The following is a 21,573-nucleotide window of genomic DNA, read 5'->3' as shown; positions in this document are numbered from 1 at the left end:
ACATTACAAGCCTGCGATAATTTTTTTCCAGATATTTCTGAGGAAAAATAGTGAATAAAATTACATCTCTTTGAAAAATATAGAGAATTATTGTTCTGGCGATGTTTCATTATTTGTGACGTTTTTTTACAAATTTGTTTTTTTGAATGCAGAACAGTGCCGGAGCATATCCGGCGGTGGAATTTGTCGTCTTTGCTCTTTGTCATCTCTTGCTTCGGACTGCCTGTTTACCTAAAAGCTAACGCCTGTGTGAAGTTTTTGTGAAGTCTTTGTGACTGCTTTTTTATCAGCAATGACCGGTAAATTACCGGCAGAGACAAACAGGCAGACGCATCGTGTAACGCTGCAGGAACCGGAAAGTTCCTGTTATTTTGGAAGCTGCCCATTGAGCAATCTTGCAACGCCGGTCCCTCATCATGCACCGCATACTGTCCCTTATTCTGACAGCGCGCTGAATCACGGGGATAAGCGGAAGGCGGCGCGGTGCGATGGCCGGTTCTGTGCATATTTTGCCCGCAGGCACTGGTTCTGGCGCGCATTGATTGCCACAGCCGGAACGCTGTTCCTCACCCTGTCTGTCGTGATGCTGACCGAGTGGCTGATGCGCGGTTCCGCTGCATCATGGAAGCAGTATTTTACGCTGACACACCGCCCGCTCTGGACAACATTTGGTCTTGTTTTCCTCACCCTGTTTTTGCTGGACAGCCTGCTGGGGCGCTTGTGGCAGGGTATTTTAATTGTTGCGCCGGTTTTGCTCGGTCTTGCATGGTTCAGCCGGCAAAAGGGCATGTATCTCGGCGATCCGCTCTATCCGAGCGATCTGCTTTATACCCGTCAGGTTGTTGATCTGATGCCATTGCTGGTGCGTGACAGGTCGCTGGATGCGGTGCTGATCGTGCTCGCTTCGATGGCGGCTCTTGCGGCTTTGTATTTTTGCTGGCGTTTTTTCCGTCGCTCTGTGCCGCGTCTGAGCTGGACTGCGCGTGCGGCACGTCTTGCTGTGGCCATGCCGGCTCTGATCTGGTTCGGCAGTATTTCCGATTATTCCAGCTTCTCTTATATCCGCGACCGCATGGGCATTGTGCCGATGATGTGGGATCAGAAGGAAAATTACGCCCATAACGGTTTGGTTGTGGCGTTTATTTTCAATATTCCCATGGCCAATGTCTCTGCACCGAACGGCTATTCGCAGGAGCGGATTGCAAGCATTGCGGAATATTTATTCCCTGCGGATGATGACAGCGGTCTGCTGGGCGGCTCATCTTCTGCCCACGGCAATACCATTGTTCCGGTTGCCGCACGCAATGACGAAAAGCCGGATGTTATTGTGATTATGAGCGAATCTTTCTGGGATCCATCCCGTCTTCCGGGTGTGGCCTTTGATGAAGATCCGATCAAAAATGTGCGTGCGAACCAGTCTGGCCATGTGTTTTCGCCGGAATTCGGCGGCATGACGGCGAATGTTGAATTTGAAGCGCTGACCGGTTTTTCGAATGCCTTTTTGCCTTATGGCAGCATTCCCTATCAGCAATATGTGCGCAGACCTGTGCCTTCGCTGGCCTCATTCTTCAGCGAGCAGGGTTATGAAACCCGTGCGCTGCATCCCTATCGCCAGTGGTTCTGGAACCGTGGCTCTGTCTATGAAAATTTCGGCTTTGATAAATTCCTGTCCGAAGAAAATCTGCCGGAGCTGATGAAAAAAGGCCATCTGGCTTCCGATGAAGAATTCACCAGCGAGATTATCCGCTCGGCTGAAGAGGCGGAAAAGCCGCTCTTCCTGTTCGGTGTATCTCTGCAGGGGCATGGTCCTTATGCGCCAAGCCGCTATCCGGATAGTCAGATCAAAGTTGTTACCAATGCTGACAGCGCTGTAAGTGAGGCATCCAAAGGGTCTGTGCGGTCTTTTGCACAGGGAGCGCAGGATGCGGATATCAATCTCGGACGGCTGATGGCTTGGGCGAAGAAGCGCGAGCGGGAAACGATTATTGTTTTCTTCGGCGATCATCTGCCGCCGCTCGGCGATGTCTATGTTGAGAGCGGTTATATGAAGAACCGTACGGCCAGCCGCGTGGATACGGCCGATCATATGCTGGCGCAGCATGAAACGCCGCTGGTATTGTGGTCAAGCCGTACAGACAGTTTGCGCGGTGTCGGCACAATCAGCCCGTCTTTCCTGCCGCTTTATGTTCTGGAAATGGCCGGTCTCCAGCATCCTTACTACACCGGTTTTCTGGGCAAAGTGCATCAGGAATATAGCGTGATTGATGGCCATTTGCTGCTGGATAAAGATTACACGCCCCATGCCGGATGGATGCAGCAACCGGTAATGCCGCAGATTTTGCAGGATTACCGTCAGGTTCAATATGATATGATGTTCGGAAACAGCTATTCCAAAGAAAAGATGTTTCCGTTTATCAGTGCCGGGATTTATGCCACGACCGGTCAGGACAATAAAAAACAGGTTACATCGCAATATTAACCTGACCAATCGTCAGCTTTTTTACTGACTTGCTATGATGAAATAATTTTTTTATGTTTGGTCAAAGATTGCGACTATCGTTCTTTGTTTGACCGTCATCAGAACGGGTTTTCCCGTAAAATGACCGGCATCTGCACTGAACCGATCAGGGAGAGGCAGATTTGAAGCGACATCTCACGCTATTTGCGCTCGCTCTGTTGCTTCCTCTGATTATATTGGTCGGTTTTTTTCTATGGCTTCTGGTTTTGCAGGAAAGAAGCCATATTGAAAATCAGGCTTTTGATGTTACCCAATCCCTCGCCGTTACAATCGACCGTGAGGTCTATGGCCTTCAGCGCGCCGCTGAAATAATCAGCTATTCCAATATTCTGAAGAATGGCCGTTTTGATATTCTCCAAACGACCCTGCATGATATGGCGCAGGAATTAAACATCAATATTACGGTCTATGATCCTGAGGCGAAGCTGCTGGTTGCCTCGGATCCTGCACGGGTCGGTGATCTGCCGCTGCTGACAAAAACAGATCTTGCGGCTGCCAAAGCGGCAGGCAAACCCTATGTCACGGGTGTGCGGCGTGCTCATGAAAATACGCCCTACTGTTTTACGGTGGTTCGTCCGGTTTTTGTTGACGGGAAAATCAATTATTTTCTGGCGCTGAGCATGGAAGCACAGCGCATTACTGATCTTTTAAATTTGAGCGGTATATCCAAAAACTGGATTGCGGTTGTGGTGGATCAGAATGATCAGGTTCTGGCGCGTAATAATAACAGCAATGATTATACGGGACAGCTGATACCGGATAAATTGCGTGCGGAAGCCACGGATAAGCAGGGGCGTTGGCGCGGACAGATTCTCGATGGCAATCAGGTGGCCGGTTATTATATCCGTTCGCCGCTGAGCGACTGGCGCATTGCGATCGGTGTTAACCGCTCAGAGCTGAACTGGCCGGTTTGGGTGGCTTTTGCCTATTTTATCATCCTGTTACTGGGCACATTATTGCTGAGTGCCTTGCTGGCGGGCTTCTTTGGACGCCGGATTTCGAAGCCGGTCAGAAAATTGGCCGCACAGGCTATGGCTGTGGGAGATGTGCAGGCGATTAAGCCGCTGGGCTCGGGCATTCGCGAGCTGGATGTTGTCAGTGAGGCATTGATACAGGCCGATAAACGCAACCGTGCGAAAGAGCTGAAACTTCTGGAAGCGCAATTGCGCCTGCAAATGGCGCTGGATGCCGGTAATATCGGGGTCTGGGAGTATAATCCTGAAGATGCCGAAGTCAGCCTTGATGGCCGTGCCAGCCACATGCTGGCATTTAAGGACAGGCGTAAAATCAATTTTGTTACGGATTTTATGCCTCTCGTCCATGAAGAAGATAAGCTGCGCGTCGAAACTGCTTTGAGCAACGCGCTGACATCAGGCGATATTGTCCGCGAGACTTTCCGCATCCGTGATACAGAACAACCGCATCCGGTCTGGGTCACGGGTATCGGCAGGCGTATCTATACGGATATCGGAAAACCTTCGGTTCTCGGGCTGATTGTGAATGTGACCGCTGAACAGCTGGCGCTGGAGCAGCGGGAAGTAGTGGCGCAGGAGCTGAACCACCGGCTGAAAAATATGTTCGCGGTGATTATCAGCCTGATGAGCTTGTCCGCACGGGGCAAAACGGATGTACAGGATTATGTCGGCCAAATGCGGGAGCGCATGACAGCGCTGGCCGGTGCATTTGAGCTGACCTATCAGAAAACACCCGCTGTTACGGGGCAGCATAGCACGATCTCACTGAATGAATTGCTGACCCGCCTTACGCAGCCTTATGTCTTTTCCGATTTGGAGCGCATTTCCATAGAAGGCGATGCACTTTCATGTCCCGTTGCCCATGTCACGCCGATGAGTCTGGTGTTTCACGAGCTGATGACGAATTCTGTCAAACACGGAGCGCTGTCAGTGCCGCAGGGACATGTCCGCATCGAACTATCCGCATATGAGGATTTTATGCGGATTGAGTGGCGGGAGACCGGCGGGCCGCAAATTATACAGGAACCGTCACAGCGTGGTTTTGGTTCCCGTCTCAAACAGCTCAGTATTGATGTGCAGATGCGCGGCTCGTTTAAGGAAATATGGGATAAAAATGGCCTTGTTTTTGTTATTGAACTGCCATTGCCTGATATGCCTTCAGAAGAGAGTACATAAAACAAAAGCGCAGAATGGTCAGGAAAAGATCAATGCGGGTGCTGTTTCCTGGCGCTGCTTTTTGAGTTGCCGGTTTTCTTATTGAGCGTCATCTGATTTTGCAGCGACAAAGCATTGATGATTGCGCAATCCGGATCATTATCGCCATGGCAGCGGTCTGCCAGCTTCTGCAATGTATCGGCCATAGAACGCATATCAGCGATCTTGGTTTCCAGTTCAGCCACATGCGCCAGCGCAATCTGCTTCACTTCGGAAGATGCGCGCTGATCGTTACGCCAGAGATTGAGCAATAATTTAATCCGTTCCAGCGACAGGCCGAGATCGCGGCACTGACGGATAAAGCGCAGATTTTGCACATCACGGTCGGAATAGACGCGATAGCCGGAGGCCGTGCGCTCAGCCGCATCAATCAGGCCGATGGATTCATAATAGCGGATCATCTTGGCTGAAATGCCGGATGCTTTTTCTGCTTCGCCGATAATCATGACTGCTCCGCTCCGTTTCTTGTCTCGTCATTTATATAGGGTGCGCAGGGCTTTATCAAAGATGCTGTGCGGAGATAAAAAATATTAGGTGATGACAGCCGTCCATTTTTCTTGTAGATACTGATATATCAGGATCATTCCGAATGAGCATCGCTTTATGAGGCCTGAACCATAGTCACAATGCTTTAAATGATATTAGTTTGATGCATCATATATGGCATGGTGCTGGCGGAACGAGTGACCGGCTATTCGCAAAGGGGAGTTTGCAGAATATGACATTGCATAAGAATTTGATTGACGGCGAATGGGTTGGCGGCGAGGCGATCCCGAATATCAGCCCGTCTGATACCAATGATGTGGTGGGTGAATATGCCCGCGCTTCTCAGGCCGATGCGCTGAATGCGATTGCCGCGGCCAAAGCTGCATTTCCGGCCTGGTCACGTTCCGGTATCATGGAGCGCCATGCAATCCTGCGCAAAACCTCGGATGAAATTTTGGCGCGCAAAGAAGAACTCGGTCGCTTGCTGGCACGCGAAGAGGGTAAAACCCTGCCGGAAGCCATTGGCGAAACTATGCGTGCCGCACAGATTTTCGACTTTTTTGCCAATGAAACGCTGCGCCTTGCCGGTGAGGTTCTGCCATCCGTGCGCCCGAATATCGGTGTGGAAATCACCCGCGAACCGGTTGGTGTGGTCGGTATTATTACCCCGTGGAACTTCCCGATTGCTATTCCGGCATGGAAGATTGCACCGGCCCTTTGCTACGGGAACACCGTGGTGTTCAAACCGGCTGATCTGGTACCGGGCTGCGCCCATGCAATCGTCGACATTCTGCACCGTGCGGGCCTGCCAAAAGGCGTTCTCAATCTGGTGATGGGCAAAGGCTCGGTTGTCGGTCAGGCCATTCTCGACAGCGCTGATGTTCATGCACTGACATTCACCGGCTCCACAGGCACCGGCCAGCGTGTTGCTGCGGCTTCGATCGTCCATAACCGCAAATTCCAGCTGGAAATGGGTGGTAAAAATCCGTTTGTTATTCTGGATGATGCAGATCTCGATGTGGCCGTTGAAGCGGCGCTCAATTCGTCTTTCTTCTCGACCGGTCAGCGTTGCACCGCGTCTTCCCGCCTGATTGTGCAGGACGGTATTCATGACCGCTTCGTGGATGCACTGGTTGCCCGCATGAAGACGCTGGTGATTGATGATGCGTTGAAATCCGGCACGCATATCGGTCCTGTGGTAGACGACAGTCAGCTGAAGCAAGACTTGGATTATATTGCACTGGGTGCGCAAGAAGGTGCCAAGCTGGCCTTTGGCGGTGAGCAGCTGGAACGCAGCACACCGGGTTTCTATCTGCGTCCGGCCTTGTTCACAGAGGCGACAAACCAGATGCGTATTTCCCGCGAGGAAATCTTCGGCCCTGTGGCCAGCGTCATCCGCGTTAAATCCTATGAAGAAGCGCTTGCAACGGCCAATGATACGGCTTTCGGCCTGTCTTCCGGTATTGCAACAACCAGCCTGAAATATGCCACGCATTTCAAACGCAATTCCGATGCAGGCATGGTGATGGTCAATCTGCCAACCGCAGGCGTGGATTTCCACGTGCCTTTCGGTGGTCGCAAAGGCTCCAGTTACGGTTCGCGTGAGCAGGGACGCTACGCGGCGGAATTCTATACCACCGTCAAAACTGCCTATACGCTGGCAGGCTGATGTAACGGGCGAGAAATAAAAAGCGGAGAGGGAAACCTCTCCGCTTTTTTGTTTAGTCCAAAGCTTTAAGATTGCGTTCAATCGCAGCGCGGCGACCTTCAAGGAACGGTGGCAGAGAGAGGCTCTCTCCCAGACTTTCCATTGGCTCATCGCTTGCAAAGCCCGGCCCGTCTGTCGCGATTTCAAACAACACACCATTGCCTTCGCGGAAATAGAGCGAGCGGAAATAAAACCGGTCGATCTCGCCGGAAGAGCGGATCTTGTGGTCATTCAGTACACGCAGCCACTCCTGCATACCGGCTTCATCCGGTGTGCGGAACGCGACGTGATGGGCAGCACCTGCACCTTGTTGCTCGGCAGGCAGATCAGGCTGCACGGCTACATGCAGTTCAGCCGCTGGCCCGCCTTCACCCATTTCATAAACATGGACATGCCCCTGACCATCCGGTGAGGCATAGTCGCGGATTTTGCGCATATTCATCAGCTTGATGAGAAAAGGCTCTGTATATTTCAGATCCGGCACACTGATCGTGATCGGGCCGAGGCCGCGGATCTGATGATCTGCGGCAACAGGGCTTTTCTCCCAAGGATGCGATTCACCGGTTTTACCGTCATCCAGCAAACGGAAACGCTGACCTTCGAAATCCTCAAAATCCAGAGAGGCACGTCCGTCGATGAGCTGAATATCACCAGCCTGAACATGCGCATCACTCAGTCGCTTACGCCAATATTCCAGCGAGTCCTGACCCGAAACACGCAATCCAGTGCGGCTGATGGAATGGGTGCCGCGTTTTTCCGGCGCAGTCGGCCAGTCGAAGAAAGTGAGATCAGAGCCGGGGGAGGCCTGACCATCGGCGTAAAACAGGTGATAGGCACTGGTATCATCCTGATTGACGGTTTTCTTGACCAGTCGCATCCCGAGAAGATCAGTGTAGAATTTCTTGTTTTCTTTCGCCTGTGCGGTGATCGCAGTCAGGTGATGAATACCTGTCAGGTTGGGTGACATCATATCCTCCTATACCGGTTTGCAGATTGGAATGATCCGGCTTGTTGATCTTCCATATAGGGCGCTGCCTTGCCGGAAACAGGGACAAAGTCAGGACACTGCGTCTTGCGGGCGGGGCGGGTTCTGCTGCCGATGCTGTTGACACGCAGCTATGCGGAATATTCCCTTCATATAGCTGAGATACGCCGCTGTTATCAGAAGGAAAAACGGGAGAGATTATGAGTTCTGTTGAAAGCCTTCTGCATACATTCGCCAGTCTCACGGCCGCGTTTATACTCGGCGGTATGATTGGTTTTGAGCGGCAATGGCGTCAGCGGCTTGCAGGGCTGCGCACCAATACGCTTGTGGCACTTGGCGCCGCTACTTTCGTGCTTTTTGCCTCGCTGGTTGACGGTGATACCAGCCCGACGCGTGTGGCGGCACAGATCGTTTCCGGTATCGGCTTTCTGGGCGCAGGCATCATTTTCAAGGAAGGTTTTAATGTTCGCGGGCTGAATACCGCCGCGACTTTATGGTGCTCGGCGGCAGTCGGTGTTATGTGCGGCGCGGGTTTTTATCTCCATGCAGCGATTGCTGCCTTATTTATCATCAGCGTCAATTTATTGCTGCGGCCGCTGGTGCGTCTGATTGACCGGCAACCCGCCAGCGGTGGTGAGTTCGGCACCCGCTATGCTGTCAGTATTGTCTGTATGGGCGATGCTGAAGCGCATGTGCGGGGATTGTTGCTGCGTGATCTCGGTACTGTTTTACATATTCAGGATCTGGAAAGCACCAATATTGAAGACAGCAATCGCGTTGAGGTCAATGCGTTGTTTCGTGCCGATACTAATCAGGATCCGCTGCTGGAGCAGATTATCGGGCGGCTGAGTCTTGAGCCATTGGTGACATCGGTACGCTGGCGCTATGTTGCTGCCGATGACGGGGATAAGGACTATTAGCCGAACTATGTTTTTTGCGTTGTTTTATTCAACATGCTCATAGGCACCTCTGTCGATCAATGTGCCGGTGATGCGCGGGTTCATCGCAAAATCCCTGATGCCTGTGGCAGGAAATCCTGTTGTCGCAGTAAATTGGCCATTGTTTCTGCCCGGAGAACCTGCAGCGAGGCGAAAATCTGAAGCACTGGCATTGATGAAGGCAGGATTACCTATAATGCTGCCTGTATCACCGCTGACAGCTGTGAATGTGTTGAAATTATTGGGAGATGTGCTGTCATTGTAGTAATTTTTATTGTTCCAGAACCAGCGTGTAAAGCTGCTGCCGGATGTTGTGTAATATAAATTACTGGCAAGCTTCACGGTGTCCGGCACTGAAGGAATAAAACTGGTGATCGCATAACCCTTTGTTCCGGCAAAGAGAATATTATTGCTGAAATTTATATTGCTGACATTGTGACCGAGCTGAAACTCACCGGAATTGATGCCGGCAATGTCACGGTTATTATTCTGATACAGAGTATTGTTAGTGATCGAGATGTGAGCGGCACCGCCCGATTGGGTTGCATCATAGCCGCCAGCAAGAATTCCGGCATTCCGGTTAAAGCGGATAAGATTATTGCGTACCGTCACATAGTCAGTCAGTTTGCCCGGATTTTCGCTGAGCAACCATATTCCGCCGTCATTCGCATCGGTGACATTGCGTTCAACGGTAATATTCTGCCCGCCATCAACATAGATACCAATCGCAGAAGCTACAAAGGTCAAAGCCTGATTGCCTTCTATCGACAGATTGGTAACTTTGTTCTGTGCAATCCAGCCGTTTCTGGCACGGTTATAGTCCGCACGGTTGTTGCCGTAATAGCCGGTCGCATCAATGCCTATAAAATTATTGTCGTGTACCAGATTATTGGTGACCTGCCAGCCGTCGACATTGCCGCCAATGGTCAGGGATTCACTGGTTCCGGTTTTCAGATTATACAGCTCATTACCGTCCACGATGACATTCTGTATCGGTACTGGCTGCTGTCCGTAGACGGCTATGCCCAAAGCATTTGCATTGCCGTTTGCAGGCAGATTATTCGCCTCAATGCCGTGAATAACATTGTCTCTGATCTCAATATATTTTCCGGTGCCCTGAGCAAGAACGCCAATGGCAATGAATTCCGTGCCGGATTTGTAGTTGCGGATTTCAAACCCTTTGATGCGTATATAGCTGGCGCTGTTGAGGCTGATGAGGCCGCGCATGCCATAGGGCTCTGTGATCAACCCGCTGCCGTCGATAATTGGCTTTTCACCGGCATATCGGGTGAGTGTGATAAAACCACTCTCCGCAGAACCTGATTTGTTGAATGTCACTGTCTCATTATAGATACCGCCGCGGACCGTGATTGTATCACCGGCCTGTGCCTGATCGACAGCATGCTGAATGCTGCGCCATGGGGCAGAATAGCTGCCTGAATTGCTGTCTGCGCCTGTGGTCGAGACATAATAAATTGTTCGGGTACGGCTATAGGCAGCATTACAGATTCGGAAATTAGCAATTTCCGTTTCATCTGCCATGGAGACGGCGGAAATGGTGACATTGACAGATTCGTCCATATTGGCGGGAGCGGTATACAGGCCGGAATTTGTTATGGTTCCGATTGCGGGTGCGCCGCCTTTTACTCCGTCAACCATCCAGATGGTGTTATTCTCAGATGCCGGCGTGTTTGCTGCCTGAAACTGCTGTTTTTGCAGTGCTTGCATCGGCCTGCAGTCCGGTGAAGTGCCGGCAGTGGCTGCCGGTGTATTTTGCAGGATGATTGTCGCTGAAAAAGCGACGAGCAGGCCTCTAGCCACATATTTATGATTTGAGATCGCTGATTTCGTATTTTTCAAAATAAACAAAAAGCGCATCTCCTGAGAATCACATTGTAACGAATATTTATTGTTGCGAATGCGAGCAGGGCGGAGAAATATTTTTGATATTCAACAGAGGAAACAACACGCGTCAAGGTGATTCGAGTGAGTTGTCCGGAGATGCGTATCTGAACTCTATGTGCTTGTAATAAGCACAGTATATAACGCATGAAACTATCAAATGTGACAGGAATTTTTCTGATCTTCAGAAAGTCAACTTCTCAATTTTGAGAAGGAGTGGCGCACCCGAAAGGATTCGAACCTCTGACCCCCAGATTCGTAGTCTGGTGCTCTATCCAGCTGAGCTACGGGTGCTTGCCCTAGAACCGCTCCGTTTCGGTGCGGTAAGCGCTCTCTAAAGGGTTCTGTTTGGCATTGCAAGGGCTTATGATGAAAAACTTTCAGAAATTTGTATTTTTTTTGAAGGCTGGGGATAAATATAAGAAAACCACGCGATTGCGTGGCTTTCCTGAAGGCGCTTTTCGCGCAGAGCGTTGAAATAATTACACCATATTGCGTTGTGAGCGCTGAAACGGTGGCGGATAGACAGGCATATCAGGGATACGAATCTCAAATAATGCACCGTCTTTGTAATCGTCACGCAATTCTATGGTGCCGCCATGGGCGCGAACCAGTTCCTGAGCAATAACCAGCCCCAATCCGGTGCCGTCGCTGCGTGTTGACCCGCGAAAAGCGGTGAACAGATTGTCCCGCGCTTTCTTAGGCAGGCCGGGGCCGGTATCCGCCACGGCAATATAACAGGTATTGCCTATGCGCCACGCGCTGATAGTCAGGCATTTTTCAGTTTCCGGCTGCCGGTGATAGGTGCCCATTGCCTGTACCGCATTGCGGCAGAGATTATTCAGCACCCGCAGCATTTGTTCTTTGTCGATATAGGCTTCAAAATCGACGGGAACCATATTGCGGAAGGCAATCTGTACATCCGATGGAAGCACCAGCATGTCTTCAACTTCGTGAATCAGCGGACGCAGCAGGCGTTGCTGGCGAACCGGCACGGCTTCCTGCGTGCGACCGTAAGCGATCACAGTCTCGGAATAGGTGATGGCGCGGTTCAGTGTCCGGATAAGCTTCGGTGAGAAGCGTTGCACAACCGGATCATTGGTATCGGCAAGACTGTCCGACATCAGCTGTGCTGAGGCCAGAATATTACGCATGTCGTGATTGATCTTGGAGACGGCCAGACCGAGATCGGCCAGATGTTTACGCTCCTGAAACAAATGCTGCAGATGTGTCTGCATCTGTGCCAGCCTGTTCTGGGCATAACCAAGTTCGTCTTTGCGGCAAGAGCCGTCAATAATCAGTGTCGGATCATCCGGTTTCTGGCCGAAAGCAAACATATTCTCATACATATGGCCGACAGGGCGCAGCAGCAGACGGTGAATGATGAAATAAATCAGCGCGGCCGCGATCAGCGAAATCAGCAGCGATATCGCAGCAATAATACGGGAGTTTTTGATCAGCCTGTTATGCAGGGCATTATCACTCATCACAAATTCAACCGTGGTGCCGCTGTAATCGGGCGGGCCTGACACCTGCATTGTCTTATTGCCGCCGCTGGTCAGGGTGAGCAGGGCGCCCCAGAAATCACTCAGCGGTGTTGCTGTTGTCAGATCAATATATTCATCGACCTGCACCGCCTCCGGTGAGGCAGCCAGAACGCGGCTGCTGCCATTACGGGTGACTGTAATGGATTGTGCGCCTGTGGAGCGCAGTAACTGATCCTGAATCTGCAATTCCAGCGTCGTGTCCGGATTCGCATCGAGCAATAACAGGCTGGAGGTGGCAATCATGGTATGTTTGGCATTCAGCCATTGATTGCGCATATTCGCCAGTGACGGCGCGAGAATGATAACTTCGGCAATCAGCACGGCCAGAGTTGTCATCAAAAGCAATTTACTGGAAAGGCGGTGACGCAGCGGAATATGCAGGTCATCGGGATCATTCGCAGTAAAATCCGATCCGGTATTGGTGAAGACCGGCGGGATACTTGTGCTTAAAGGTGCATTGGCGGCAATCGCGGAGAGGGATGTTTGGGTGCCAGATGTCGCGCTGTTACCTTCCGCAGTCAGATCAGCTTGCTCACGGCTGCGCGCCTGTAATTCCTCGGCGCGCTTCTTTTCTGATTCTGCAGAGGCTTTGTCAGCAGGCCTTTGAAAATCCTTGCTTTTCATAAAGGTCATTTCACCCATCCGTCAGGCTGACAGGTTGTTCCTGTCCCCCGTCTCCACCCACGGACCAAAACAGGCGATCGCCCGGGTCACGGATTGTACAGTTGCATAAATATGCCTGACCGCAAGCCTGTCCCCACAAAGGCTAAAATCCTGCAAGTTTGTAATATAGGCGCTTTAAGCCAAAATTTCAAATTTTCGTGCGGTGATGAGGGAGTTTTCCCTGAAGAATGACAAAACAAAAGTTTTTATTTTAACATTTGTTTGATTATCTGAAATTGCTCTGCTATATGGCTCCCATCAGGACGATTGAAACGGAGAATGGCAATGGTGCAGGGCGATCAGGATGTGAACCAGTCAGCAAAAGCCGGTGCGCAAAATCTGCAGGATCTCTCCGCGCAGGAACGTGCTGTTCTGGAGATGATTGTCGCTAATCCGTTTGTCGGCCAGCAGCAGATTGCCGATGCGCTGAAACTGGCGCGTTCTACGGTTGCTGCTCATATTGTGCAGCTGACCCAAAAGGGTTTTGTGCTCGGGCGTGGCTATTATCTGCCGGAGAACAAGCGCATCGTCTGTATTGGCGGCGCGGTTTTTGATCGTAAATATCATGCCCATGCCCCGCTCATCAGCGAGACATCTAATCCGGTCAGCGGTTATCGCAGCCATGGCGGTGTTGCCCGTAATGTCACGGAAAATCTGGCGCGGCTCGGCGTAAATATCGGCTTTGTTTCTATTCTTGGCGATGATGAAACCGGACGCGCTATTCTTGATCATCTGCGTCTGCTTGGTGTTGATGTCAGCCGTGCGATTGTGACCAATGAAGCGCCGACTGCTGAATATGCTGCCATTCTTGGGCCAGATAATGAGCTGGCACTCGGCATTGCCGATATGGGCATTTTCGACCTGTTCAAGCCTGAAACGCTGGAAACCGTGTGGCCGCATCTGGCTTCGGCTGACTGGGTTTTTGCCGATTGCAATCTGCCGCAGGCAACATTGGAAACCTTGCTGGCGAAGAAAACCGGCAGCCGTTTCCGTTTGGCTGTTGATACGGTTTCCGCACCAAAAGCACTGCGCCTGCCGCAGGATCTCAGTGGTGTTGATCTGCTGTTTCTCAATCTGGATGAGGCGCATAGCCTGTTGCGTCACCCTGCGGGTACACCACGCCTGACAGCCGAGCAGGCGATCAATGCCTTACATGCGCGCGGCGTTGCCAAAATCGTCATGACCATGGGTGCTGGCGGTGTTCATATTGGCGATGAAAGCGGCATCCGGCATATTGCCAGTGTGCCTGCGCAGCCGGTGGATATTACCGGCGCGGGCGATGCGCTGATTTCCGGCACGCTTTATTGTCTGCTTGACCGGAAGGAATTGCCCGATGCAGTGCGCACCGGTACTTTGCTGGCCACGCTGACGACCGAAAGCGACGCCAGCGTCCATCCGGACTTGTCTGCACATTTTCTCGAAGCGAACCTTCATCGTATTCGCGACTGATTTATCTCCATTAAACTCCCTCAGAAAGGCTGCTCCAGCTATGACCCGTTTGACTATGCATTTCAGCGATGAAGTCCGCGCCGCTCTCGATAAAGGCGCACCTGTTGTTGCTCTTGAATCCACGATCATCACCCATGGCATGCCTTTCCCGCAGAATCTGGAAATGGCGCGTAAGGTTGAAGCTGTGATCCGTGAAAACGGTGCGACACCGGCAACCATCGCTGTGCTCAAAGGCGAAATCCATGTCGGCCTCGGAGATGCCCAGCTGGAACAGCTTGCACAGACCACCGATGCGGTGAAAACATCGAGCCGCGATCTGGCTGCTGATATGGTGCAGGGACTGACTGCCGGTACCACTGTTTCCGCAACCATGCGTATTGCTGCGCTGGCCGGTATTGAAATCTTCGCCACCGGCGGCGTTGGCGGTGTGCATCGCGGTGCGGAAGACAGCTTCGATATTTCCGCCGACCTGAACGAACTGGGCATGACCAACACCACTGTCGTTTGCGCAGGTGTGAAATCCATTCTCGATATTCCGAAAACCCTTGAATATCTTGAAACCCAGCGCGTGCCGATTATTGCGCATGGCAGCGATGATTTTCCAGCATTCTTTACCCGTTCGAGCGGTTGTAAAGCCGATCACCGCCTGAACAGCGCGGAAGAGATTGCGAAAGCGATGGCGCTGCATCATGCGCTTGGTTCCGGCACCGGTATTCTGATTGCCAATCCGATCCCTGAAGAAGATGCACTGACACCGGAATTCATTAACGGCACGATTGAAGCCGCTGTTAAGGAAGCTGCCGATCAGGGCGTTGGCGGTAAAGATGTGACACCTTTCCTGCTGGCGCGCATCAATGAACTGTCGGAAGGCCGCAGCCTGAAAGCCAATATTGCGCTGGTGCTGAACAATGCCAAACTGGCAGCACGTATGGCCGTTGCCTATAAAGCCATCGTATAAAAGACAGTATCCTATTGAGTTCAGCGGGCGGAAACATCGTGTTTCCGCCCGTTTTGTTTTGTCAGACCTATGTCATGGTAAGGTCTTATTAACCATATCAGCTCATCTCAGGGCGTGAGACGTGGTTTTTACAGGGCCGGATACCGGTTTTACGGGCTTTCCGGCACTTTGCCGCAACAGGATTACAGAAATTTAATTAGACCTGAGGCCGCAGATTACGCATTTTAAGAGCAGAATGCAGCGAGCCTGTCTGTGCAGGCAATTAACTCAGGTTGCGGCAAGATCGGAAGATAATGAAAAACTGGAAACAAATTACGGTTTGTTTGGTCGTGGCTGCCGCCGCCTTCGGGGGCTGGAGCTGGTATAATACTGAACGTTCCGCGACACAGGCCACCGGCGGCGCACCGGCAGCAGGGCAGAGTGGCGCGCGCAACGCGCCTTTGGTGGTTGTAAAGCCAGCCCAGAAACAGGTCGTCAATGACAAGCTGAGTGCTATCGGCAGCGGTGTTGCGCTCAATACGGTTGCGGTTTCGCCTTATTCAAGCGGAACTATTCGCCGGTTTCTGGTGAGTGCGGGCACCACCGTCCAAAAAGATCAGGTCATTGCCGAACTGGATGCGGAAACAGAACAGATTGCCGTTGAGAAAGCACAGGTGCTGCTGAAAGACGCGGAAATTACACAACAACGTATGGCAACTTTGCGGGCATCGAACACGGCAACACAGGTACAGGTTGTTGCGGCAGAGCTTGCTCTGGCCAATGCAAAACTGGCTGTGAAGGATGCGGAACTGGCGCTCAGCCGCCGTTCGGTTACAGCACCGATTGCCGGTATTGTCGGTATTCTACCGGTGGACGCAGGGAATTATGTCACATCCTCCACCACCATCGCCACGATTGATGACCGCTCAAAGCTGCTGATTGATATCTGGGTACCGGAACGGTTTGCACCGCAATTGCGGTTGGGACAGGCCGTGACAGCAATGCCGACGGCTCTGCCAGGCAAGAGCTTTCAGGGGCAGGTCAGTGCTATGGATAATATGATTGACGCGGCCAGCCGGACTTTGCGGGTGCGTGCGGAAATTACCAATCCGAGCGATGTGCTGCGTGCCGGTATGTCTTTTACCGTGACTATCCTTTTCCCCGGCGATCAATATCTGGCGGTTGATCCGCTGTCTGTGCAGTGGGACGGCGATGGTTCTTATGTCTGGCGCATTACCAAAGACGGCAAGGCCGAGCGTGTAGCTGCGCGGATTATCCAGCGCAATGCCAATGCAGTGCTGGTTGATGGTGCACTGGCTGAGGGTGATACGATTGTCACCGAAGGTGTGCAGAATGTGCGTGAAGGCGGCAATGTGACGATTAAGGGCGCGGGCAATACCGCCAGCCCGAAAGAACCGGCCACAGCGCAGGCAAACAGTAAACAGGCAGGATGATGATGAATTCTGACAAATCATCCGCTGAAACAAACACAGTGACTGAGGATGTAACCGGCGCTGAAGAAAAAGGCGGCGGGCATAATCCGCAGACCGGCGGTTTTACGGCATTGTTTATCCGTCGTCCGGTTTTTGCTTTTGTGCTCAATGTGCTGATTGTGGTAGCAGGACTTGCGGCTCTGAGCGGCGTGGATATCCGCGAATTGCCGGATGTTGACCGTCCGGTTATTTCGATCAGTACAACTTTTGACGGCGCATCTGCAGAAACGGTTGACCGTGAGGTCACGCAGGTTCTGGAAAATGAAGTTGCCCGTGTTTCCGGTGTGAAGAATATTTCTTCAACCTCATCATTCGGCCGCAGCCGTGTGACGGTTGAATTCAATGACGGCGTGGACATCAATGTCGCCGCCGCTGATATGCGTGACTCGATCTCGCGCGTGGCCAACCAGATGCCGGAAGAAGCTGATGCATCGCGTATCATCAAGGCGGATTCCAATGCTGATGCAGTCATGCGTCTGGCAATCGCGTCTGAAACGCTCAGCGTTGATGATATGACGGTGATTGTGGAAGATCAGATTGTCGATGTACTTTCCGCCGTACCCGGTGTTGCCGATGTGGAAACTTATGGTGACCGTGATAAGATTTTCCGTATTGATATCGACCATAAACGTCTGGCCAGCTATGGCCTGACCTTTGCCGATGTCAGTTCGGCACTGGCTTCTATGGCTTTGGATCAGCCCGCCGGATCGCTGCGCAGTGCATCTCAGGCGATTGTGGTGCGCGCCACAGCATCGGTTTCCTCGCCGCAGGATTTTGAGAATATCATTATCAAAGGGCAGACCCGCATCCGCGATGTCGCCAATGTCACGCTGGGGCCGGATATTGAAAGCTCGGCAGTGCTCAATAATGGTCGTAACAGTATCGGCCTTGGCATTATCCGTCAGGCTCAGTCCAACACCTTGGATATTTCGGACGGTATTCGTGCGGAAGTTGAGCGCCTGAATAAGACATTGCCGGAAGGCATGACAATGCGGGTGACCAGTGATGATGCGAACTTCATCCGTGGTGCGATGCATGAAGTGGAAATCGCGCTGACTGCAGCGATCCTCATTGTTATTGCTGTCATCTATATGTTCCTGCGCGATATCCGCGCGACACTGATCCCGACTGTTTCCATTCCGGTGGCGCTGGTCGGTACTGTGGCGGCGATTTATCTGGCAGGATTTTCGATCAATATTCTGACCCTTCTGGCGCTGGTTCTGGCAACCGGTCTGGTGGTGGATGACGCGATTGTGGTGCTGGAAAATATTGTCCGGCGCCGGTCGATGGGGCTGGGGCCGCGTGCGGCTGCGGTGCTTGGCACGAAAGAAGTGTTCTTTGCGGTTATCGCCACAACACTGACACTGGTGGCGGTGTTTGTGCCGATTTCCTTCCTGCCCGGACAGGCCGGCGGCTTGTTCCGCGAATTCGGTTTTGTGCTGGCAATTGCTGTTCTGCTGTCCTCCGTGGTGGCGCTCACACTGTGTCCGATGCTGGCTTCGCGGTTTTTGACCGCCGAAAGCATCGCCCATGAAACCGGCGCAGATAAGCCGCGCGGACTTGTTTATCGTATCAGTGCCGGTCTGGCACAATTCTATCGCCGCAGTCTGCATTGGTGCCTTAATGCGCCGTGGATTGTGGTTGCGGCTGCTCTGGTCTTCGCCTTCTTCTCATTAAGTGCCTATACGACTTTGCGTCAGGAACTGACCCCGAATGAGGATCGTTCTGCCGTTATGCTGCGTATTTCCGGCCCGCAGGGCATCAGTATTGATTTCCTGCGCTCACAGCTTGAGCAGATTGACGTTGCGCTCAAACCGCTGCGCGATAATGGCGAGATTGTAAATTCCTATGCTATTGCCGGCTCCGGCGGTGCGTCCAATAACGGCTTTATGGTGCTGACACTGGCCGACTGGGCAGAGCGCGACCGTAAGCAGCAGGATATTGTTGCCGATATTAATAAGCGTCTGCGTCCGATCACCGGCGTGCGTGCATTTACTCTGCAGCCAAACAGTCTCGGTATTCGCGGTGCCGGCAATGGTCTGCAATTCACGCTGGTCGGCAATGATTATGCCACGATCCAGCCGGTGACCCGTGCTTTGCTGGCCGAGATGGAAAAAGATCCGCGCTTCCAGCAGCCACGCCTGTCGGTGGACGCAACGCAGCCGCAGCTCTCGGTACAGATTGACCGCGAGCGGGCATCGGATCTCGGTATCGATATTACCGGTCTCGCCAATGCGGTGCAGTCGGTGCTCGATGGCCGCAGGATCGGCGCTGTCTATATCGGCGACCGTTCCTATGACGTGAAGATGATGGCGACGTCCAATCCGATCAATGATCCGACGGATCTGGAAAATGTCTTCATGCGTACCGGTGACGGCCGTTATGTCTCGATGGCAACGATTGCTTCGGTACGGGAAATTGCGGTGCCGCCGCAGCTGGCGCGTGAACAACGCCTGCGCTCCATTGCGATTACTTCAGGTCTGAGCAGTGATTTTGCTCTGGGCGATGCTTATAAAACCGTACAGGAACTGGCCGCGCCATTGCTGCCTGCCGGTGTGCAGATGGTGCCGCTGGCAGAAGCGGCAACTTTAGGTGAAACCTCGACCGGTCTGTTTCTGGTATTTGGCTTTGCGGTGGTGATTATTCTGCTGGTTTTGGCCGCGCAGTTTGAGAGCTTCGTCAGTGCGCTGATCGTAATGGCGACCGTGCCGCTGGGATTGGGTTGTGCCATTGTGGCGCTGATCCTCACAGGCACGAGTCTGAACGTGTATAGCCAGATCGGGCTGGTGCTGCTGGTCGGGATTATGGCGAAGAACGGTATTCTGATCGTGGAATTTGCCGATCAGTTGCGCGACCGCGGCCTGTCTTTACGTGAGGCCGTGGAAGAGGCATCGAATATCCGCCTGCGTCCGGTCTGTATGACGATGATCTGTGCGGTGCTTGGCGGTATTCCGCTGGTCATTGCTTCCGGCGCCGGTGCAGAAGCCCGTATCGCGCTGGGCTGGATTATTGTTGGCGGTCTCGGTCTGGCAACTATTGCCACACTTTATGTGACACCGGTTGCCTATCTGCTGCTTGGTCGTTTTACCAAGCCGAAAAGCGATGAAGAAAAACGTCTGGATCGTGAGCTGACTCATGCGGCCACGCTGGAAATGAAACCGGAATAAATAAAAATGGCGGGATAAATACCCGCCGTTTTTATTTCACACACCAATCGGCATCAGTGCCGGATCGCGTTCCACTTTGCGTGGTGCTACTACCTCTTTCCATACCGACAAAGCCTGCTGCTGCGGTGTGTTCGGTGCACGCTCAATAAAGCGTCCGTCACCGGGCTCTGCCAGAATTTTACCCTGCGCATAGGCAACGCGCCCGCCGCTGATGGTCATACGTGGCAGGCCGGTCACTTTCATGCCTTCAAAAACATTGTAATCAATTGCCGAATGCTGATGCTTCGCCGAGATTGTCTTGGTTGCATTCGGATCCCAGATGATGAGATCTGCATCTGATCCTTCCAGCACCGCACCTTTGCGCGGATAGATATTGAGAATTTTCGCTGCATTGGTTGAGGTAACAGCGACAAATTCATTCTCGGTCAGGCGACCGGTACGCACACCTGTCGTCCAGAGTACCGGCAGACGTTCTTCCAACCCTGCTGTGCCATTCGGGATTTTGGTGAAATTACCAACGCCGTGACGCTTTTGTTCGGTGGTGAAAGCGCAATGGTCAGTGGCTACACATTGCAGGCTGCCTGCGCTTAAACCTGCCCAGAGACTGTCCTGATTGATCTTGTTGCGAAATGGCGGCGACATCACCCGCCGTGCCGCATAGTCCCAGTTTTTATTCTGATACTCGCTTTCATCCAGTGTCAGATGCTGGATCAGCGGTTCGCCATAAACACGCATACCTTTCTGGCGCGCACGGCGGATGGCTTCATGCGCCTGTTCGCAGGAAACATGCACCACATAGAGCGGTACACCTGCCTGATCAGCAATCATGATCGCACGGTTGGTGGCTTCGCCTTCCACTTCCGGCGGGCGGGAATAGCTGTGCGCTTCAGGCCCTGTATTGCCTGCTGCCAGCAGATTTTGTTGTAATTGCGCGACAATATCGCCGTTTTCGGCATGCACCAGCGGCATGGCACCGATTTCGGCACAACGACGGAAAGAGGCAAACATCTCGTCATCATTGACCATCAATGCGCCTTTATAGGCCATGAAATGTTTGAATGTATTGACGCCGCGTGCCACCACTTCCGGCATTTCATTATAGCAGCGTTCGCTCCAGCCGGTGACGGCCATGTGGAAGGAATAGTCGGTGCGCGCTTTGCCTGCTTTCTGAAACCAGTCCTGCAAGGCTTCCAGCAAATTGCCCTCCGGTGAGGGCAGTACAAAATCCACCACCATTGTGGTACCGCCGGCCAGTGCCGCAGCGGTGCCGCTGTCAAAATCATCGGAACTATGGGTGCCCATAAACGGCATTTCCAGATGGGTGTGGGGATCAATGCCCCCCGGCATAATCAGGCAGCCATAGGCATCAATTGTTGTGTCGCCCTGCAAATCATGGCCGATAGCGGCAATTTTGCCGTCTGCAATCAGAATATCCGCATCGTAAGAGCGGTCTGCGGTAACGATTTTACCGCCTTTAATCAGCGTTGTTTTCTTATCTTTATGTGATCCGGAATATGACATTGTTCGTTTCCCCTTATGGTTTTTTGCGAACAGATGCTGATTGATCGAAAAGGTTAAAGGCTCCGGCACA

The 21,573-nt window shown here is 52.4% G+C and carries 13 protein-coding genes and 1 tRNA gene; 8 read left to right on the top strand and 6 right to left on the bottom strand.

Annotation, left to right across the window (positions count from 1 at the left end):
* Positions 1–385 precede the first annotated feature (385 nt).
* Together JNC80_RS02170 and JNC80_RS02165 are read left to right on the top strand one after the other, a co-directional pair.
* Positions 386–2,479 carry an LTA synthase family protein gene (locus JNC80_RS02170; protein ID WP_376709379.1) on the top strand — a complete coding sequence of 698 codons (2,094 nt, stop codon included), beginning with the start codon at positions 386–388 and terminating at the stop codon, positions 2,477–2,479.
* Positions 2,480–2,640: 161 nt separating this feature from the next.
* Entirely contained in the window at positions 2,641–4,668 is a 2,028-nt protein-coding gene (locus JNC80_RS02165) for a sensor histidine kinase (RefSeq protein WP_376709378.1), read from the top strand.
* A 29-nt stretch (positions 4,669–4,697) separates the two neighbouring features.
* Here JNC80_RS02165 and cueR read toward each other — a convergent pair whose 3' ends face one another.
* Positions 4,698–5,153 (bottom strand): Cu(I)-responsive transcriptional regulator, encoded by a 456-nt coding sequence (gene cueR / locus JNC80_RS02160; RefSeq protein WP_376709377.1) that lies wholly within the window; start codon positions 5,151–5,153, stop codon positions 4,698–4,700.
* Between the two features lie 272 nt (positions 5,154–5,425).
* Between cueR and JNC80_RS02155 the strand changes: the two genes are divergently transcribed.
* The gene (locus JNC80_RS02155; protein WP_376709376.1) at positions 5,426–6,862 is read left to right on the top strand and encodes an aldehyde dehydrogenase family protein; all 1,437 of its coding nucleotides are present in this window, start codon (positions 5,426–5,428) and stop codon (positions 6,860–6,862) included.
* A 52-nt stretch (positions 6,863–6,914) separates the two neighbouring features.
* On the opposite strand, the gene JNC80_RS02150 is transcribed toward JNC80_RS02155, so the two are convergent.
* A complete protein-coding gene (locus tag JNC80_RS02150) occupies positions 6,915–7,868 on the bottom strand; it encodes a ring-cleaving dioxygenase (RefSeq protein ID WP_376709626.1) in 954 nt (317 codons plus the stop codon).
* A 218-nt stretch (positions 7,869–8,086) separates the two neighbouring features.
* Between JNC80_RS02150 and JNC80_RS02145 the strand changes: the two genes are divergently transcribed.
* Positions 8,087–8,806, top strand: coding sequence for an MgtC/SapB family protein (locus JNC80_RS02145; protein ID WP_376709375.1), 720 nt, complete (start codon positions 8,087–8,089; stop codon positions 8,804–8,806).
* Between the two features lie 24 nt (positions 8,807–8,830).
* Here JNC80_RS02145 and JNC80_RS02140 read toward each other — a convergent pair whose 3' ends face one another.
* The 3 genes from JNC80_RS02140 to JNC80_RS02130 all read right to left on the bottom strand — a co-directional run bounded on the left by JNC80_RS02140 (position 8,831) and on the right by JNC80_RS02130 (position 12,906).
* Positions 8,831–10,552: a right-handed parallel beta-helix repeat-containing protein gene (locus JNC80_RS02140; RefSeq protein ID WP_376709374.1), complete on the bottom strand. Its 1,722-nt coding sequence runs from the start codon at positions 10,550–10,552 to the stop codon at positions 8,831–8,833.
* Positions 10,553–10,943: 391 nt separating this feature from the next.
* Positions 10,944–11,020 (bottom strand) — tRNA-Arg (locus tag JNC80_RS02135).
* A 188-nt stretch (positions 11,021–11,208) separates the two neighbouring features.
* Positions 11,209–12,906, bottom strand: coding sequence for a sensor histidine kinase (locus JNC80_RS02130; RefSeq protein WP_376709372.1), 1,698 nt, complete (start codon positions 12,904–12,906; stop codon positions 11,209–11,211).
* A 315-nt stretch (positions 12,907–13,221) separates the two neighbouring features.
* Between JNC80_RS02130 and JNC80_RS02125 the strand changes: the two genes are divergently transcribed.
* From JNC80_RS02125 to JNC80_RS02110, 4 genes are all read left to right on the top strand, one after another.
* Entirely contained in the window at positions 13,222–14,385 is a 1,164-nt protein-coding gene (locus tag JNC80_RS02125; protein WP_225686081.1) for a PfkB family carbohydrate kinase, read from the top strand.
* Between the two features lie 40 nt (positions 14,386–14,425).
* The gene (locus JNC80_RS02120; RefSeq protein WP_022710762.1) at positions 14,426–15,343 is read left to right on the top strand and encodes a pseudouridine-5'-phosphate glycosidase; all 918 of its coding nucleotides are present in this window, start codon (positions 14,426–14,428) and stop codon (positions 15,341–15,343) included.
* 293 nt (positions 15,344–15,636) lie between these two features.
* Entirely contained in the window at positions 15,637–16,776 is a 1,140-nt protein-coding gene (locus tag JNC80_RS02115; protein WP_075654125.1) for an efflux RND transporter periplasmic adaptor subunit, read from the top strand.
* A 2-nt stretch (positions 16,777–16,778) separates the two neighbouring features.
* Positions 16,779–19,982 carry an efflux RND transporter permease subunit gene (locus tag JNC80_RS02110; RefSeq protein ID WP_376709371.1) on the top strand — a complete coding sequence of 1,068 codons (3,204 nt, stop codon included), beginning with the start codon at positions 16,779–16,781 and terminating at the stop codon, positions 19,980–19,982.
* 36 nt (positions 19,983–20,018) lie between these two features.
* Here JNC80_RS02110 and hydA read toward each other — a convergent pair whose 3' ends face one another.
* Positions 20,019–21,503, bottom strand: coding sequence for a dihydropyrimidinase (hydA, locus tag JNC80_RS02105; protein WP_376709370.1), 1,485 nt, complete (start codon positions 21,501–21,503; stop codon positions 20,019–20,021).
* Between the last annotated feature and the right edge of the window lie 70 nt (positions 21,504–21,573).

The organism is Pseudochrobactrum lubricantis (assembly GCF_041929865.1).
GTDB classification, from domain to species: Bacteria; Pseudomonadota; Alphaproteobacteria; order Rhizobiales; family Rhizobiaceae; genus Pseudochrobactrum; species Pseudochrobactrum saccharolyticum.
The sequence above is the reverse complement of the archived record's forward strand: the minus strand, read 5'-3'. Positions and strand labels throughout refer to the sequence as shown.

What these genes read in the sequence shown, in the direction of transcription:
- JNC80_RS02150 (WP_376709626.1), bottom strand. Translation starts at nt 7,868, where the DNA reads ATGTCACCCAACCTGACAGGTATTCATCACCTGACTGCGATCACCGCA.
- JNC80_RS02145 (WP_376709375.1), top strand. Translation starts at nt 8,087, where the DNA reads ATGAGTTCTGTTGAAAGCCTTCTGCATACATTCGCCAGTCTCACGGCC.
- cueR (WP_376709377.1), bottom strand. Translation starts at nt 5,153, where the DNA reads ATGATTATCGGCGAAGCAGAAAAAGCATCCGGCATTTCAGCCAAGATG.
- JNC80_RS02110 (WP_376709371.1), top strand. Translation starts at nt 16,779, where the DNA reads ATGAATTCTGACAAATCATCCGCTGAAACAAACACAGTGACTGAGGAT.
- JNC80_RS02120 (WP_022710762.1), top strand. Translation starts at nt 14,426, where the DNA reads ATGACCCGTTTGACTATGCATTTCAGCGATGAAGTCCGCGCCGCTCTC.
- JNC80_RS02125 (WP_225686081.1), top strand. Translation starts at nt 13,222, where the DNA reads ATGGTGCAGGGCGATCAGGATGTGAACCAGTCAGCAAAAGCCGGTGCG.
- JNC80_RS02130 (WP_376709372.1), bottom strand. Translation starts at nt 12,906, where the DNA reads ATGACCTTTATGAAAAGCAAGGATTTTCAAAGGCCTGCTGACAAAGCC.
- JNC80_RS02140 (WP_376709374.1), bottom strand. Translation starts at nt 10,552, where the DNA reads ATGCAAGCACTGCAAAAACAGCAGTTTCAGGCAGCAAACACGCCGGCA.
- JNC80_RS02155 (WP_376709376.1), top strand. Translation starts at nt 5,426, where the DNA reads ATGACATTGCATAAGAATTTGATTGACGGCGAATGGGTTGGCGGCGAG.
- hydA (WP_376709370.1), bottom strand. Translation starts at nt 21,503, where the DNA reads ATGTCATATTCCGGATCACATAAAGATAAGAAAACAACGCTGATTAAA.
- JNC80_RS02115 (WP_075654125.1), top strand. Translation starts at nt 15,637, where the DNA reads ATGAAAAACTGGAAACAAATTACGGTTTGTTTGGTCGTGGCTGCCGCC.